This is a genomic window from Mesorhizobium sp. M0227 (assembly GCF_040321855.1).
Classification (GTDB): Bacteria; Pseudomonadota; Alphaproteobacteria; order Rhizobiales; family Rhizobiaceae; genus Mesorhizobium.
The window spans coordinates 58,110-74,891 of sequence record NZ_JAMYSJ010000018.1; the positions used below are offsets into that span (position 1 = coordinate 58,110).

The 16,782-nt window shown below is 63.2% G+C and carries 11 protein-coding genes; 3 read left to right on the forward strand and 8 right to left on the reverse strand.

Annotation, left to right across the window (positions count from 1 at the left end; genetic code table 11):
• Window positions 1-44: 44 nt before the first annotated feature.
• The 4 genes from NKJ00_RS22400 to NKJ00_RS22415 all read right to left on the reverse strand — a co-directional run bounded on the left by NKJ00_RS22400 (window position 45) and on the right by NKJ00_RS22415 (window position 8,257).
• On the reverse strand, window positions 45-1,739 hold the full coding sequence (locus NKJ00_RS22400) for a ParB N-terminal domain-containing protein (protein ID WP_352631244.1): 1,695 nt from the start codon (window positions 1,737-1,739) through the stop codon (window positions 45-47).
• Between the two features lie 313 nt (window positions 1,740-2,052).
• Window positions 2,053-7,161 (reverse strand): helicase-like domain-containing protein, encoded by a 5,109-nt coding sequence (locus NKJ00_RS22405; protein ID WP_352631246.1) that lies wholly within the window; start codon window positions 7,159-7,161, stop codon window positions 2,053-2,055.
• Between the two features lie 84 nt (window positions 7,162-7,245).
• Window positions 7,246-7,644 carry a DUF3085 domain-containing protein gene (locus NKJ00_RS22410; protein ID WP_352631248.1) on the reverse strand — a complete coding sequence of 133 codons (399 nt, stop codon included), beginning with the start codon at window positions 7,642-7,644 and terminating at the stop codon, window positions 7,246-7,248.
• Window positions 7,645-7,654: 10 nt separating this feature from the next.
• Window positions 7,655-8,257, reverse strand: coding sequence for a DUF1419 domain-containing protein (locus tag NKJ00_RS22415; protein WP_352631250.1), 603 nt, complete (start codon window positions 8,255-8,257; stop codon window positions 7,655-7,657).
• A gap of 164 nt (window positions 8,258-8,421) precedes the next feature.
• Between NKJ00_RS22415 and NKJ00_RS22420 the strand changes: the two genes are divergently transcribed.
• Window positions 8,422-9,060: a hypothetical protein gene (locus tag NKJ00_RS22420; protein ID WP_352631252.1), complete on the forward strand. Its 639-nt coding sequence runs from the start codon at window positions 8,422-8,424 to the stop codon at window positions 9,058-9,060.
• Between the two features lie 50 nt (window positions 9,061-9,110).
• On the opposite strand, the gene NKJ00_RS22425 is transcribed toward NKJ00_RS22420, so the two are convergent.
• A complete protein-coding gene (locus tag NKJ00_RS22425) occupies window positions 9,111-10,016 on the reverse strand; it encodes a DUF3991 and toprim domain-containing protein (protein ID WP_352631254.1) in 906 nt (301 codons plus the stop codon).
• A 615-nt stretch (window positions 10,017-10,631) separates the two neighbouring features.
• On the reverse strand, window positions 10,632-11,138 hold the full coding sequence (locus NKJ00_RS22430) for an SOS response-associated peptidase family protein (protein WP_352631256.1): 507 nt from the start codon (window positions 11,136-11,138) through the stop codon (window positions 10,632-10,634).
• A 58-nt stretch (window positions 11,139-11,196) separates the two neighbouring features.
• Between NKJ00_RS22430 and NKJ00_RS22435 the strand changes: the two genes are divergently transcribed.
• Window positions 11,197-11,787, forward strand: coding sequence for an SOS response-associated peptidase (locus tag NKJ00_RS22435; RefSeq protein WP_352631258.1), 591 nt, complete (start codon window positions 11,197-11,199; stop codon window positions 11,785-11,787).
• 28 nt (window positions 11,788-11,815) lie between these two features.
• Here the strand turns inward: NKJ00_RS22435 and ligD are convergent, their stop codons facing one another.
• Both ligD and NKJ00_RS22445 read right to left on the reverse strand, forming a co-directional pair.
• Complete coding sequence (gene ligD / locus NKJ00_RS22440) at window positions 11,816-12,808, reverse strand: non-homologous end-joining DNA ligase (protein ID WP_352631260.1); 993 nt, start codon at window positions 12,806-12,808, stop codon at window positions 11,816-11,818.
• 251 nt (window positions 12,809-13,059) lie between these two features.
• On the reverse strand, window positions 13,060-15,837 hold the full coding sequence (locus NKJ00_RS22445; protein WP_352631262.1) for a UvrD-helicase domain-containing protein: 2,778 nt from the start codon (window positions 15,835-15,837) through the stop codon (window positions 13,060-13,062).
• Window positions 15,838-16,171: 334 nt separating this feature from the next.
• On the opposite strand from NKJ00_RS22445, the gene NKJ00_RS22450 reads away from it, so the two are divergent.
• Window positions 16,172-16,735 carry a hypothetical protein gene (locus NKJ00_RS22450; RefSeq protein WP_352631264.1) on the forward strand — a complete coding sequence of 188 codons (564 nt, stop codon included), beginning with the start codon at window positions 16,172-16,174 and terminating at the stop codon, window positions 16,733-16,735.
• Window positions 16,736-16,782: the final 47 nt, after the last annotated feature.

The following is a 16,782-nucleotide window of genomic DNA, read 5'->3' on the forward strand; positions in this document are numbered from 1 at the left end:
CCGGCGGCGGAAGAGCGATCGAAAGAGAATGAGAGGCGAAGGCACTACTCGGCAGCGTCGCGGTAGCCCTCCTCGAATTCGTCGCCGGCGTCGCCGTCGACCACATGGTCGTCGCCGCCGATGTCCTCGACGTCGGTGACATCGTCATCCTCGACTTCGCTGACGGCGCTCTTGGCCAGCCATTCGGTGAGGGCGGCCCCGTCCGCCGCGAACAGGGCAGCGGGATGGACGAAGTGGCCCTCCCTGAAGTGCTCGACGAGGGCGGCGCGGGTGTCCTTCACCCTGGCGCGCGGGAGCACCGGCGTATCGGCGCACGATGCCTCGAGTGCCGGCCGCGACAGGCAGGAGAGGAAGTCCTCGGTGCCCATGTTGGCTAGGAACCCGTCGGCGCCGATCGCACCGCCGGCGACGAGCGCCACTACACCCGACTTGCTCATGCCTTCGCGGCAAGAGAGCGCGTCGATCAGCACGCCGCGCGCCGCGATGCGCAGCGTGTCGGTGTCGAAGGCGAACTTGCCTTCGGCGTCGAACAGGGTCGCAGCATGGCGAGGGAAACGCCGGCCGAACCCATGATCACCACCGGAACCGGAGTCGACGCGCACGTTCTGGCCGGCGAAGGCGAGGACAAGCAGCGCGAGCAGCGTGTCGTCCTCGATCGGCGCCCGAGACAGTGCTTCATGCAGGGCATCGGTGCGAAGGTCACCAATCATCTCGATACCCTTGCGGGTAACCGCGGGTCGCGGCTTGGAGACGACGATCGCCTCTTCATCGCCGGCGGCGTCTTCCACGCCCTTGCCCTTGATCTTCCTGGCCTCGGGCATGCGGAAGTGGACCGTCTTCACCTTGCCCTCGCGGTCGAGATACATCGCGGTGTGGTCCGACTTCTTGGGCGTGCCATAGACGCGCTCGGCCTTGGGCGGCAGCTTCACCTCGCCATAAGTGTTCGCTTCGGTGATGACGCCCTTCTTGGGCAGATTCTGGGTCATCCACTCCTGCTGGGCCCCGAGGAAGGCATCTACATCCGCCGTGTAACGGCTGTCTTGGTCGGCGGGCGCAAACAGATCCTCAACCCAGGCGATGCCGTAGGCCTGCGCCAGATCGTCGCCGAAGCTGGCGTCGCGCGCATACATGCGGGTCTTGGCGAGGCCGTTGGCAACGGCCCACCACGAGACCTGCGGATCGCCCTTGCTTGGCTTGTGCGCCTTCCAGACCTCCTTCTGCTCTTCGAGCGAGGCGGCCGCGATGGTACGGAGCTGACGCTCGTCGGGCATGTCGCCCTTGGCCATGTGGTCGAGCATCGCCGGCAGCACATTGGCGAGCAGCCTCAGCTTCTTGATCTGGCGCACCGACTGCGCGAGCGCGATGCCAATCGCCTCCTCGGTCCAGCCGAGCGCCACGAGACGCTCGATGGCCCGCCACTGGTCGACGGGGTTGAGCTGCTCATGCGCGATCGTGGTGACCAGCGAGCGCATGGCGCCGCCATCCTCGGCCCGAGGAACCACCAGAACGGCGACTTCCTCGAGGCCGGCGGCAATCGCCTGCTTGACGCGACGGTGGCCCTCGTCGATGACGAAGCCGTTGGCGCCATCCGTTTCGGCGGCGACGATGGGCGGCTGCACGATGCCAACAGCCTTGATCGTCGCCAGCAGCAGGGCGTCGGCCTGCGGGCTGGACTTGGAACGGCGCGCCTTGTCGGGATTGTCCTTGAGCGAGCGCGGATCAACGAATTTCAGTTCCATGGGAATGCTCCTTGGAGGGTTGCGGACGCGGCCCATCGCCGGTCCTTTCTCGTCTTCTTTCCGAAGACATCCCCCGGCCCGCGGGGCGGGCGGGCCGGTGCAATTGCGCCCGAGCATTCCTGCCCGGCCGGCCAAGCGGGGCTTCCAGCCCTGCGCAGGGTGACGGGCCGGGACTGCGACGGGGGCGATTGAGCGTCAGCGTCGGCGGAACGCGCGATCTGCGAGGAGCCCTCTCTTCCTCCCTCCGCTCCCCGGTCTTTCGTCTCCCCTGGACTGACACTCAATGGAAGCGACGGCGCCAACGCACGCCGCCTCACGCTGCGCGGGCCTCGTCCTTCCTATTTCCCTCGACGTCCTGGGCGAGTGATTTCTCGATGTCGCCAAGCTGTCGGCGTTTTTCGGCCAGCTCACCCGAGAATGCGAAGCTGCCGCCCTCGCGCGAGCGATAGGCTGCCAGACGTCGCTCGGCCTCGGCGAGGCGATCTCGATAACGCTCCTGCTCGTCCTCGAGGCTGGCGAGGACGTGCTCCAGGCGGGCGATCGCACCGAGGGGTGGCGTGGTCACGGGCAGCTCGATTTCCGTCTCGGCCCCGGTGCGCATCAGCACGGTGGCGTACCGATAGCCATCCTGGCCGAAGCACTCGCCGGAGTATTCGAGCTCGAACCCACCGACCGTCGCGATCACGACATCGCCGGCGTACTGGAGCTGGACCAGCGTCAGGATCTCCTTCATCAACGCCCGACCGGCGAGCTTGCGTTCGGCGAAGGTCGCGTCGCCGACCACCATCCGGAAGGCCTCGCCCGCGGTCCGAACCAGACGCTCAAGATCCTCGGCGATCTCGCCGATGCGAAGTGTCGAATATTCGATGTCGCGTTCGGCGTCGCGGATCTGTCGGCGGATGGCGAACTGATCGTCCTGATGGGCCGAGCGCAGTCTTTCGAGCCGGGCGATGTCGGCTTCGAGGCCGGCTTTCTGCATGAGGCGCGGATCGCCCGATGCAATGGCCTTGGCCATAGCGAACTGGTTCGCCTGCCCCTCACCGAGATCCTCGAGCCGGCGGATGGAGGTATCGCCCGAAAGGGCTGCCGCGATGAAGCGGGCCTTGCGCTCATTGTTCTGCCACATCTGCGCATCCATCGACCCTTCCGTGGCATAGGCGAAGATGTCGACGACGTCGTGCTGGTTGCCCTGTCGCAGGATACGGCCCTCGCGCTGCTCGATCTGCGAGGGCAGCCACGGCACGTCGAGATGGTGAAGAGCCTTGAGGCGCAGCTGCGCATTGACGCCGGTGCCCATCGTATCGGAGGAGCCGATGAGGAAGCGGACCTTGCCGGCGCGGACATCGCCGAACAGCCGCTGCTTGGCCTCCGACTTCTTGAAATCCTGCATTAAGGCGATCTCGGAGGCTGGGACGCCGAGACGCACGAGCTCATCCCGAATCCAGCGATAGGCCGAGAAGCCCCGGGTCTTCTCGACGCTGAGCGTGCCGAGATCGGAGAAGATCATCTGGGCGGCGCCGGTCTGCTCGAACGGCTTGCCGTCCGGACGGACATAGGCAACGTCCGCCGTCTCCTGCCAGATGCGAAAGGCATTGCCGACGAGGTCGTTGAGCTTGTTGTCGAGCTCATTGTCATTGTCGGCATCGACCAGGCGCAGGTCGATCGCGGCATGGCGCCCGTCGGTGATGACCGAGAGCAGGATATCGTCGCCGGGTTCGGGCGGCCGGTCGCGTTGCTCGATCGCCTTGATGCGAGCATCGAGCAGGAGTTGGTAGCGCTTGAAGGCCGACGAGGGCTTGGAGGTCCTGATCTGCCGTGAGCCGGTCGAGAGCGCCGGCACCTTCACATATTCGCGCAGGTCCGCCGGCATCACCACATCCGCGAAGGAGCGGAACATGGCGATGAGCTCGGGGACGTTGACGAAGGTGGCGAAACGAGTCACCGGCTTGTATTTGCCGTTGGGCTGCAATTCGAGCTCGGTGGTCACGTCGCCGAAGGTCGACGCCCAGGCGTCGAATTCGTGCAGCCCGCGCTCGAACAACGCGGCATAGCCGAGATAGCGCTGCACCGAGAACATCTCGCCCAGCGTATTGGTAATCGGCGTGCCCGACGCGAGTACAAGCGCCCGTCCGGGGTTCTTCGTCTCGACAAAGCGCGACTTCACATAGAGGTCCCAGGCGCGCTGCGAGCCGTTCGGGTCGACACCCTTGAGTGTCGACATGTTGGTGGCGAAGCTGAGCTTCCTGAACTCCTGCGCTTCATCGACGATGATCTGGTCGATGCCGATTTCGGAGATGGTCAGCAGGTCGTCCTTGCGGGTGGCGAGCGCCTCCAGCCGCTCCTTGAGGCCCTCCTTCAGGCGCTCGAGACGCTTGCGCGACACGCGATCGCCGCTTTCGACCCTGGTCAGCAGCGTCTCGTAGAGCTCGAGCTCGTCCTGAATCATCTGCTGCTCGAACGCGGACGGCACGCCGATGAAGCGGAACGCCGAATGGGTGATGATGATCGCGTCCCAGGTCGCGGTCGCCGCCCGCGACAGGAAGCGGTGCCGCTTGTCCTTGGTGAAATTGGTCTCGTCTGCGACCAGGATGCGTGCGGTCGGATAGAGGGCGAGGAACTCGCGGGCCGCCTGAGCGAGACAGTGGCCCGGCACGACCAGCATGGCCTTGGCGATGAGCCCGAGGCGGCGCTGCTCCATGATGGCGGCCGCCATGGTCATGGTTTTGCCGGCGCCCACGGCATGGGCGAGGTAGGTCGCGCCGGCAGAGATGATGCGCCAGATGCCGCGCTTCTGGTGCCCATAAAGAGAAAAGGCGCCAGAGGCGCCTGGGAGTTGGAGATGGTCGCCGTTGAAACTTCGCGGCGCGATATTGTTGAAGCGGTCATTATAGACCCGCGCCAGCCGGTCGGTCCGGTCGGGATCGGACCAGATCCAGCTCTGGAATGCCGTCTTGATCTTGGTCAGCTTCTCCTTGGCCGCCTCCGTGTCGACGACATTAAGCACGCGCTTCTCAGCTTGGCCCTCCTTGATGATGTCGAAGATCTGCGGCACGCGGCTGTTGAGCGCATCGGCGATGAGCTCGCCGGCATGACGGCGCTCGGTGCCCCACTCGGAAGTGCCGGCGGCCATCCAGCCGAGCTGCCGGGCGTCGACAGTCCATGAGGCCAGTTCGGGCATGTGGTGGATGCGGATCTCGGCACCCATTGTATTCTTGACGAAGACGACAACGTCGGCGGCCGGAATCCATGGCGCGCCGAGACGCGCGGTGATGTCAGATGGACCGAGGTCGGCCAGCTGGACCGTGACCATTGCCCGGACATTGCGATCGAAGGCCGGATCGAGCGCGGCGGCCGCTTCGGCGGCTTTGAGCTTGTCGCGGACCTTGCCGGAGAGATAGGCGTCATCCGTCTGCCATGACCCGCTTTCCGGATCGCGGAAAATGGAGTCGCCCAGGTCCGCGATCACCGTCTCGGCATCGACATGCAGCAATTCTGCAATGTGATCGATGTCAACATGGCCACGCTCGTTGAGCACGACGACGAGGGCATCGGCCGGCGAATTGATGATCGGCGCCGACGGCGGCGCGATCACTCGCTCGGTGAAGATCGGGCCCGGCCGCGCCGTATCGGTCTCGAGGTCGTAGTCCTCGATCGAGGCAACCAGCCAGCAGTCGGGATCGTCAAGGAACGGCTGCAGGTTCGGCCGGCGATGCGTCTCACGCACCTCCCCGGTCTCCGGGTCTTCCGTGGTGGAGACGACCGTGGTGTTGACCGGACCGAAGGCCCGGACGAAGTTCGACCAGGCAATGCGCAGCTTGACCTGCGCCGGCTTCCAGGGCCGGTCGAGCTCCTGGGCCTTGAGGACTTCGCGCACCGCATCGCGGATGGGGATGAGCTTGCGGATGATGCGGGCGTGGTTGTCGGGCACGCCTTCAGCGCCGCGTCGCTTTCGCACCGTGATGGTCACGGGCGCGCCGTGGACCATCTGCATCAGCGCCGTGTTCGGCGCGATGAAATAGCTACCCTCGCGGATCGACGAAGCGTCGGGAAGCGTCTCCCCTTCCCCATCGTCTCCGGCGCTGGGATCGATGACCTCGGGCGTACCGTCGTAGATGGCTTCCGGGAGAAGACAGATCGCATCGGCAAGCGCTTGGTCGAGATCGACGCCGTCGACCGGCAGGCACGTGTAGCCCTCGCCGAAAGGTCCGGAGGCCGTGGCATGCGTGCCGAGCACGAAATCGGGATGGCGGGCGAACCAGCGGTTCACCCGGATTGCACCCACATCATCATCGGCGGGACGGACCTGTTCGAGATCGAGCCAGGTGACGTCGCCCTCGGCCTCTCCCGGCTGGCGCTTTCGGAAGAAGAGGATATCGACCACCACGTCGGTGCCGGCTTCGGCGCGGAAGCTGCCTTCTGGAAGGCGGATTGCCGCGACGAGATCGGCCGATTTTGCGATGTGCTCGCGGGCCGAGCTGTCGGCCTTGTCCATTGTCCCCGCGCTCGTGACGAATGCCCCAAATCCGCCCGGCTTCAGGAGATCGACGGACCGCGCGATGAAATAGTCATGCAGGCGCAGCCCCATGGATCGATAGGCGCGGTCCGAGCGGACGGTGCGATTGGAAAAGGGTGGATTGCCGATGGCGAGGTCGAATACTGCCGGCAGATCGGCACGGGCAAAGTCGGCATTGACGATGCGCCCCCGCGGCTGCAGCAGCCGGAAAATGCGGGCGGTGACCGGATCCAGCTCGACACCGGTGAGATGCACCTGGTCGCGAAGTCCCGCCGGCATCAGCGCCGGGAACAGCCCGCTGCCGATGCCGGGTTCGAGCACCTTGCCCCCGCGCCAGCCGAGACGCTGCAGCCCGGCCCAGATCGCCCGGACGATGAACTCGGGCGTGAAATGCGCATACTGCGTGCAGCGCGCCAGCGACGCGTAGTCCTGGTCCGAGACCGCCTCCTCGAGTGCGGCACCGATCTCATCCCAACCGGCCCGGAAACCGTCCTCGCCGGGACGCCGGAACACGCCATTGGCGAGCTCCGAGGCCCCGAAGCCAGTGAACCGCATGAGCCGCGCCTGTTCGTCGGCAGTCGCCGGACGATCCTCGGCCTCGATTTCGGCGGCGAGCCGGATAGCCGCCAGGTTGTCGCTTGCGCGCTGCTTCCAGCCTTTGGCAAGATCGCGATCGCCTTCGAGAATGAAGTTCTCGCCTCGCGCGACTGGCTCGCCCGCGAGGTCGGGTCGAGGAGCCGGCTGCGGGCTGAGCGGCGATTTCCGCGCCTCCGGCGCGGAGGGCGGCCGGTCGTCTTCGAGGTCGTTGATGTCGAAGTCGCTGCCGAAGGCAGTGACCCCGAGACCGAGGCCGGACGAAAGGGCGGTGTTGTTGAACAGGTCGAGCGTGAAGGGATCGTCGTTGGACATTGTGATGTCTCCTGGAGGGATGGCGCGCACGAACGCCGGCCGAGCAGGTCGGCCGGGGATCTGCGGCGTGGGGTTCGGGAAAGGTCAGCGGGTGATCAGCGAGAGCGCGATTTCGGTCTCGGTGAGCTCAACGTTGAGGTGCGTCGATCGCATGTTGCGGTCGAAGAGCGGGATCAACCGCTCGGCTTCGATAAACTCGATGCCGTCATCGCCGCCGAAGTGGCGGCGCTTGTAGTCCCACCAGTCGGGATTGCCGGCTGGATGGCATTGCTCGGAATAGATGACGAGCGGACGTTCGCCCTCGGCGAGTTTTCCGTTGGACATGATGTAGACGCCCTCGTCGCCGACGAACCAGATTCCGGGCTTCTCGCCCTCGCCGGGCCGGGTGCCGTAATAGGGATTGCGGAACCCGCCATTGAAGGCGGCATCGGAAATCCCGCGGTCGACGACTTTGCGCACCGCAGGAATGGGAAAGGTGAACATTGCCCCCACCTCAAGCCGCCGCTTTGACGGGAAGGTGCCGCAGATGCACTGGCAGCTTGGCCGCGATCTCCTCGTCGGTCAGATCATCGAGCAGCTTGAGCTCGGTCCGTCCCTGGCCATAGACGAGAACGGTGCGGTTGCCGCGGTGCTGGGCTAAGAAGCGTTCGCCGGCATAGCCGCGATATTCGTCATGGGTGGCGCTCCAGATATGCTCCAGGCGCTCCTCCTGCGTCATCGCCTTCACCGGCCAGGACTCGCGCTCGACGATAGCGTCGCGCATCTCGACAGGAGAGCGAGCGACATTCAGGTCGCAATAGGCATGGAAGTACCGGATCCGGCCGTCGATGCGTAACGTATAGAAGATGCTGGTGATCGAGTCGGTGAGGAACTCACGCATGGCGAACATCTCACCCCGCATCCAGAGCGGCGGCAGGATTTCGAGCATGTAGTCGTGGTCGGCTCGGGCGATCTCGAACCACTCGCCGACGAACAACGCGCTGTCGTCGCTCTGCCAGCGATCGGGGCGCTGGGCATGACGGTCAAACAGGCGGAACATCTGCCGGCGATCGGCGACGCCCTGGTAGATCTTGCGGGAGGGAGAGACGGGGTTCATAGCGGCTCCTTGGCCAGTTGCGGGGCTGGAGCGCGGTTCATCCTCTTGACGTCACCATCATCTTCAGCCCTTGCGGACCCCTCCCCGCGGCCGCCTCTCCGTCCGGGCGGGTCAAGGGCCGGCGTCAGCCGGGCGAAGCTTCGCCCTTGAGGCGACCGGCGGGCATGCGGCAGCCGGAATTGATTTTCTTCTCGCCTCTTCATTTCGCTCCCCAATTGGTCGCACGCAGCGGCTCTCATGCACGGACGCGACCAACAGCCGTCATTGCACTCATGTTGCTTGGCACAACCACGGCCATGGCCGTCGAGCTGGATTCTCCCGACAGGGTCGATCCACTCTTTGACTGCTCGACGCCCGTGCTCGATGCGGACACGCCGGAAAGAGCAAAACTGCTCCGGGTTCAGTACAGGGGCGACGCTCTCGTCAGAGAGTTGCGCCAAACCTATGCGTCCCGACTCGCCGGCCTGTTCTGGGATCAGCAGGAAGGCGCCGACAGCAGGCTGGTCCTGCGCTTGACCCGCGACGATCCTGTCGAAACGCGCAAGCTCTCGATCTGCGGCGAGCCGCTGACGGTCGCGTTTATTGCCGGCCAGATGCACACAAGCGAGGAGCTTCAAAAGCTTCACGCGGACAACCTCGAATGGTTCCGCGGCAGGTTCCCTGGGCTACAGGGGACCTATGCGGATGAACGCACGGGCGAGATCGTACTGGATATCTACATTCCGGGAGCCGAGGCACGGACGTCGAGGCACTGCGGCAGCATGCCGAGTCCCGGCTGGGCGCTCCGCTGCGGGTCCACATGACGACGGCAAAACCGATGTTGAACCCCAGGAATGCTCCCCGGAAGTGGTTGTCAGCATTGCTGCGCGGTTCCTGGTTTCAGCATCGCGTTCCAGTCCTCGGCCGCCGGCTTCAACCGCTCGAACTCGCAAGAGAGCTCGAAGGCAAGCTCGCGCAGGCGAGCGACGAAGACCTCGCCCTGAGGATTGGCATCGGTGGCCGCGACAAGCCGTGCCTCCGGCCGCTCTGCCACCAGGCGAATGGCCACGTCAGTCGCTGGCGACCAGCCGCCGCCGGTGCTGACATAAAGCGTGTCTGGTCTGCTTGCCTCGATCGCAGCGAGGCTCATGGCGTCGATGGCGGCTTCGGTCACGCAGACGCGGCCGGCGTCTGCCGGGCCGAGCCGGAACAGCACCTTGCTGCCGCCCGTCGCAAAGCCGCGCCATTCCGGGCCGCGTTCCTCCCAACCGGTGACGATGCCGGCCGCATCGGTATGTGCCGCCCACATGCTGCCATGCGGGCCTTCGCGCAGGTCGTTCCGAGTGATCGCGGTGCGGATCACCGGTTCAGGAATATACCGTTCGTCGCGCAGGTAGCGCCAGGTCGCCGATCCGCGCCATGGCTTGCGACGGGCTCGCCAGCGTTCGGGAATGGAAAGATCCGGTTCGCGTTCCCGGGGCTGCCGCGTCCAAGCGGGCTCCGAGGGCACGAAGCCGACCAAGGACGCGACCTGAACGAATGCTTCCAGGAAATCGCAGCCGTCCAGATGCTGGACCAGCGAATAGACATCGCCCTTGGCGTCCGAAAGCGGATCGAACCAGCCCTTGCCGCCATGGATGACGATGATGATCGCGTCCCCGCGGCGATATTTCATCGCCCTGCGCGTGCTCTCCTTTAGATCGAGCGCAAACCCGCAATGCTCGAGTACAGCGCCGCAGGGCACTTTTTCTTTCAGCTCTTCCAGTTCTGCTTTTTCCATGTTCGCCTGCACGTGCCGTGACGCGCTCCTTCCTATCCGATTCCCGCCCCAAGCTTATGGGGCATGAACCGGATGCCGCGAAGAGCAAGGCGGGCAAGGGCGCGGCCGGCAACCCGGCGATAGTGTCGGGTTGAACGAACTGCAGGCTGCGGCGCAGCTTCCCTTGCCGGCCGCAGCGCGCAAGCGGCAACACCACCTACTCATCAGGTACTGCAGCGCTCTTCCTCGGCCACGATCGCGCGCACCGCGTCAATATCCATCGCCGCCTGCAGCGCGATCCGGCCGACCTCGGCGGCGAACTTGGCCCAGTGATAGAACTCGCCCGCGTCACCTTGCAGGCGCGCTCGGGTCGCGCGGCGCTATGCCTCGTAATTGCGTTGACCTCTTCGGCCAAGATGAGCCTACGGGCATCGGCTTGCCAACGCCGCCGGATCGCCCGTCTGTGTTCGACACATCGCCGGATCGCGGTAAACATGGACCCCTCCCTCTTCGCACGACGGCCCCAGTGCGCGTCAGGGATGGCTGCCCGAACGGGTGAAGACCCCTTTGGGGCTTCAGCTCCGCCAACAGCCCGGCCCGCAGGGCGACGCCAATCACGAAGTTCGGGTTTTTGGTTCAAAATGCGAGCGCCGCCTGTGCAGATGCTTTGCGCGGCTGCGAAACCACGAACGTGCCGGCAGGCAATGGCCGAAGCAGCTCTTCTTCCAAGCAGGTCCGGTCGAGCCAAGCCATCCGCTGATCGCGCCGCAGCACCGCCATCTGCCGGTCGTGGAAGGGCGCCACGTCGTCGTTCGCCTCGATCGTCAGGATGGCATAAGCCTCAGGCCAGTCCCGTGTCGCCGGGCGCCAGACTCCAGCGAAATAGAACCAGTCACCGTCGGCGAGCGAGAAGCTATAGGCCTTGCCCCTGCTCCGGTGCCGGAACTCGGATGCCGGAACGAGGCAACGGTGACTGGGAAACGTCCTGCCCTCAGCGCGCACAACGGTGAAGGGTCTGCCTCCAACTTCGCTGGGCTGAAGGCCCCAAGGCAGCTCTGCCATCTCAACATCGCCGCCGTAGCGCCTTATGATGACGCGGCGTTCGTCGAGCGATGCGTCGGAATCGAAAACCTTCGCGCTCATGGTCACGCGAACATAACAGGAACACGATCGCGGTGCAATGCGATCGGACGGAGGACCGATGTGCAATGATTATCGATTGACGGTGGATGTCGCTTCGATCGGGGAGGATTTCGCCGACCTGAAGATCAAGATCCGCTTCGGAGAAGGTGCGCCGAACATCGAGGCGCGCGAGGACATCAAGATCACGGACGTGGCGCCGATCATCAGGACTATCGAGGGCGTCCGAGGCGAAGGCGACATGGTGCAACGGCGCTGGAGCTGGCCCGGACCGAACAAGCGGCCCGTCTACAATTTCCGTTCAGAGGGCCGGGAGTTCTCGTCGAACCGGTGCCTCATCGTCGCGGACGGCTTCTACGAGTTCACCGATCCGATAGACCTCAAGAAGAAGCGAAAAGACAAGTGGCTCTTCACAAAGACGGACGAGCCGATCTTCTGCATTGCTGGAATCTGGCGTGACACGCCGGAGGTCGGCGAAGCGTTCACCATGCTGACGATGGAGCCTGGGCTCGATATCGCGCCCTATCATGACAGGCAGATTGTTATCCTCGATCGCAGCGCGTGGGCGGATTGGCTCGACCCTTCGGTGTCGGCGAAGTCGCTGATCAAGGCACTTCCACCCAGCACACTGCAGGTAGAGCAAGTCGGGTGACTTGAAACGAAACGGCGCCCGATGTCGATCAGGGATGGGGCGGGGAGCGCACCACCTGCCGGGCTGGCTTGTCCTGACGCTCGCCTTGGTACGAGACCTGGCGCAGGAGATTGTCTTCCGTCCAGGTGAGATAGGTGACCTCGACCACCACTTCAGGCCTGACCCAATGCACGCGCGACAGCTCAAGCGGCGAGCCGAACCGGCTCTCGCGTGGCGGCGGAACGTCGAGGGGCATTCGAGCTGCCTGAAGTGGCCCAAGCCGGCGAGCCAATCGCTTGAGCTCTGCAACCGTGATGCCCGTGCCGGCGCGGCCCGCGTACATCAGACGACCATCATCGGTGTAGTAGCCGAGAAGCAGCGAGCCGATATGCGGGCGGCTTCCAGTCGGATCGGTCCAGCCGACGACGATGAACTCCTCCCTGTTGAGACACTTTGACTTGACCCATAGGCCGCGATTGCCGGATGTGTAGGCGCTGTCGATCCGCTTGGAAATCGCGCCCTCGAGGGAAAGCCGGCAGGCGTGCTTGCGGAACGCAGGCCCGTCCCCGATCACGTGATCGCTGAAGCGCAGGCCGGGCATGTCGGTCGAAAACAGGCCTTCCAGTCGCGCCTTGCGGTCGATGAGCGGCAGCTTCGCAATGCTTTCTCCGTTCAGGAACAGAAGATCGAAAGCAAAGAAGACAAGATCGCCCGTGCGGCCCTCGTCCATAGCGGCCTGCAGGCGGCTGAATGAGGTGACGCCGTCTGCCCGAACGGCGCACAGCTCCCCGTCGACATATGCCTCTTTCACCGGGAGCGCGCAGAGGGCCGCTATCGTCGCTCGATAGCGATGCGACCAATCGAGGCCGGTGCGGGTGAGCAAGCGGATGTCGCTGCCGTCGATCCGCGCGTGCATGCGGTATCCGTCGTACTTGATTTCGTGAAGCCAATCGGGGCCGTCGGGCGCTTCGTCGACCAGGCGCGTCAGCTGAGGCTCGATCCATTTCGGCGGATGCGTTTTATTCGGCTTTGTGGGATTCACCGTCTTCCGCGCCAATTGAGATAAAGCGTCGCCCTGCGGGCCAGACTACCACATGATGACGGTATAGAACGTCGGGAATGTTGCGACCTTTCTCGCGTAAATGGACAACGGCGCGTCGAGCGCTGATCTTGTGGATTGATCGGGACAAACCGCGCGGCGCGGCGTCGTGCGAATCGAAACGGCGTCCGCGCGGCAGCATCGCCCGGACGCCGCTGCAACTGCGCGAGCGGTGCTCCTGGCGTTAGGCGCGTCTATGCAGGGTGCGCCGTCGATTGCGCCGGAACACCTTCGCTGTGCCTGCAATCAGGGAACTGATTGCATCCGTGAAACACCGTCCCGTTCCTGTTGCGCTTCTCGACCATTTGGCCCACCAGACAAACGGGGCATTGACGCAAGGCAGCGCCTTCGATCGTCTCGTAGCGCACCTCATCCCCGGCTATCTCGCAAAGTTCCCGGATATAGCGGGACGGCTGGCGGCTGTTGGTGATGAGGTATACGCCCCGGCTGGCGCGCGTGAGCGCGACGTAGAACAGGCGTCGTTCTTCAGCATAGACGAAGGTTTCAGGCTGGGGAATAACCAGGTTGAGCAGTTCATCGTCCTCGATGCGGCTCGGCACGCCATAATCGCCTTCACTCACATCAAGCAGAACCGTGTAGTCCGCCTCAAGCCCTTTGGCCCGGTGAAAGGATTGGCCCGAAACCTCGATATTGGCGAAGGAGGGTGGGATCCCGCCGAACGGATCTAGCAGATTGTACCGCCATAGAACCAGCACTTTGAGTTTGGCGTCTGGTTCGCTGCGCCACTGCTCGGCGATGCTCCCCAGGGCGATGTCGAGCCGTTCGAGAAGACGATGGCAAGCCTGGGCGAATTCGGGCCTGCCGCGTTCGTCATCAATGGGAATAACCCGAATCGACCGCGGAATGGCAGGCCGTGTCGAACGAACCGATTTCGTGATCTGTTCGGGATTACGCTGGACAAATGTCGCGGCCGTCTCCGCAATGAGCTGATTGCAGCGATAGGTCTGTTCCAGGCGTCCCTGCCAGCTTGCCCCGAAATTGGCCTCGAACTGCGTGAAGATCGTGATGTCCGATCCGGCAAAGCGATAGATCGACTGCCAGTCGTCTCCGACTGCGAACACTTTGCTGAACGCCTTCTGCTGCTTAAGCGCCTTGATGAGGTTGGCGCGCGGCTCGGAAATGTCCTGAAACTCGTCGACGAGGATCAGGGAATAGGGACTCTGATATTGCCCGGTCTCGACCAGCCGGACCGCGTCGGCGATCATTGAATCGAAGTCGATCCGCCGGGATTCTACGAGTTTTTGCGAATAGCCCTTCGTGATCATCCACACGACCCGCGCATAGAGCTTCGCGCGCTGCTTGTCGTGCAGGGTCTTGGCGCGCTCGAGCAGCATATCGAGCGTCAGATGGCTGGCGCGAATATGCTTGATGCAGGTGGATATGAGCTTGTGATAGTGCTTGATGACCACAGGCTCGATCGCCTCGGTGATCTCGGCATAGCTCTTGCGCTCGAACGGAACCGCGCGCCGCGCCAGTTCTGCCTCGAGTGTGCTGAGCAGGGTCTCGTCGCTGGCCTGGGCTGAAGTCGTCTCGAAGAAATCGATCTCTTTGCGGCGATAGGCCTGACGTTTGCTCTCGGCGTGCTGGACATAATCCGCAAACGGTGAGGTCCCATCGGCGTTGAGCGCGAAATGCTCATGCACCGTGTCAGTCATCGGATAGTAGAAATCGGGATGCAGATGGCGAACCGTGCCGTCATCCTCCTCAACCGCAAGCTGCCGCTCGTATTCGAATGCGACGGAATGCAGCCACAGCCAGTTGACGATCTTCTGCTCCTGCAGCGATTTGACGATCACTCCGGCAAGCGAGCCGATCGTGGCTTCGCCCTTTCTGAGCCGATCCGAGACATAGCGACGGTAGTCAGCCTCGGTGTCGAAAACCTCGGCCGGGATGTCCGCCTTGGGATGCACCACGAGCAGGTCGCACCACAATCGCGCGAATTCCGGATCGGTCTCGACAAGGCTCTGGATGATCTCTTCGATGACCCTGGCTTCGCCGGCGGGATGATCCACCCAGTTGGCAAGCTGGGGCGGACGTCCTTCGACCTCCTTAATGATGCCCCGTCCAAGCGCGTGAAACGTCGTGACGCGACACTCCAGGGCGCTTTCCTCGACCTGTAGCTGTCGTGCGATCCTGGTCCTGAGTTCATCTGCTGCACTCTTATTGAAGGCCAGAAGCAGGATCTCATCGGACCGGTAGAGCTGCCTTTCCAGGACATAGGCCACCTTGCCGACCATGGTCGCGGATTTGCCGGACCCGGCCGAGGCGACGAGCAGATTATTGTCCTCCAATCGGATACACGCCTCGCGTTGCTGATCGGAAAAGGAGCGCCCGTCCAGATCGTCGAAAAATGGCTCGAATTTGCGCAGCTCCGCGGCAACGAACGCTTCATTGTAGGCGTGGCGGACGCCCGGGTCGGTCAGCATGGCGAACGAAGCCGGCAGGGACGTTTTGAGCCCGGCCGGCATCAATTGTGGATCCAGAAGCGGGTGAGAAAGTGCGGCAGCGGCGCTGCCGGGCACGCTGGCGATGGCCCGCCCGAGATCGGCCTGCGCGAGATACTGTCTGTTGTCTTCGGTGATCTCCCGAAGCCTGGCATCGACATCGAGCAAATGATCCGTCTCTGTGCCGATGAGGTCGAAGAGATGGGTGTTGATGAACGCATGAAGGTCTGCGGCCAGTTGCTCGGACGCGTCCCCCGACAGACTCGACAGATTGTCCGTTCTGCCGCGTGCGCGGATCTCGACGGTATGCCACAGCAGCGCCTTGCTGGTCGAAACCGACACGATATCGAGGCAGCTGAGATCAACATCGCGACCCTGGCTCAGCCGAATGCGCCCGGACAGCTTGGGGTCCAGGGTCAGCTTCCATTTTCCGGAAGGAAACATCCGCGCAAGGAAACCAGGCCGGTATGCGCGCGCGCGGCCAGATAGCAATTTACTCAGTGCCACACTCGATATGTCCAATAAATCAAGGCTCCCAAGGAGCTGACTATCATCAACATATTGAGATGTTCCAAATCATCGCGGGCAACAGCAATGAAAGTTCGCGGAGACGCTGTCGCGGCCACAGTTCTGTCCCGGGATCTCGGGTCATCCTAGTGGTGAGCCCATCCGTCCAACCCGGGGGGCGGTTAGCAGGACACCCCGCAGTCGCCGATCTGGCTTTGGCTTCGTCGCGATCCGCATTTCAGGAAGAATACAGGTAATAAATTTTGCGAAACAATAGCTTGCAATTTCAAACGGGCTGGCTGAGATGGCGGATCCCCAGATCATAGGAGCCTCAGTGTTCGGATTCTTCGAAAAGCAGCCGTTCAGCAGTTTGCGTGTCATGGGCCATGACGTAAACGTTGTCTCCATAACCCGTGACGCAGAGGTGCTCTACACCGGTGACATCGTAAAGACGTATGCAAAGGACCGTTTGGAAGGTCAGATACTTGAAATTTCCTTCGGCACTCGATCCGGTAATCCATATTTTGTCTACTACCTCTGTTCGGATTACTACTTCGCCGTAGCGTTGCCATCTGGGGCCGCGTCCTTCGGTGGACCGCAGAAAACTGAGGAATTCCGTTCAGCCGTTTCGCAGCAAATTGCTCTCTTCCTCGTCCAGTATCTTCAAAATGCTCTGCAGATCGATGCCCGTGCCGACATTACGTCATTTAGCCACAACGGTGCTAACACCAACGTCCTCGCCTACGTCGCTTCATTGAGCGGCTGGTACCCAATTCAACACAACAATACCGAGGGCGAAGATGCCTCGGAGGAAAAGGTCGCCCAAGTTGATAGCGGCAGTGCGATGATCGCTGATGTTATTGCGGTCGATTACCCCTCGCCTGATGGAATAGATTAACGCCTGCCTCAACCGTCGCAAATGTTGCAGAATGTCGGGTTCTCGAC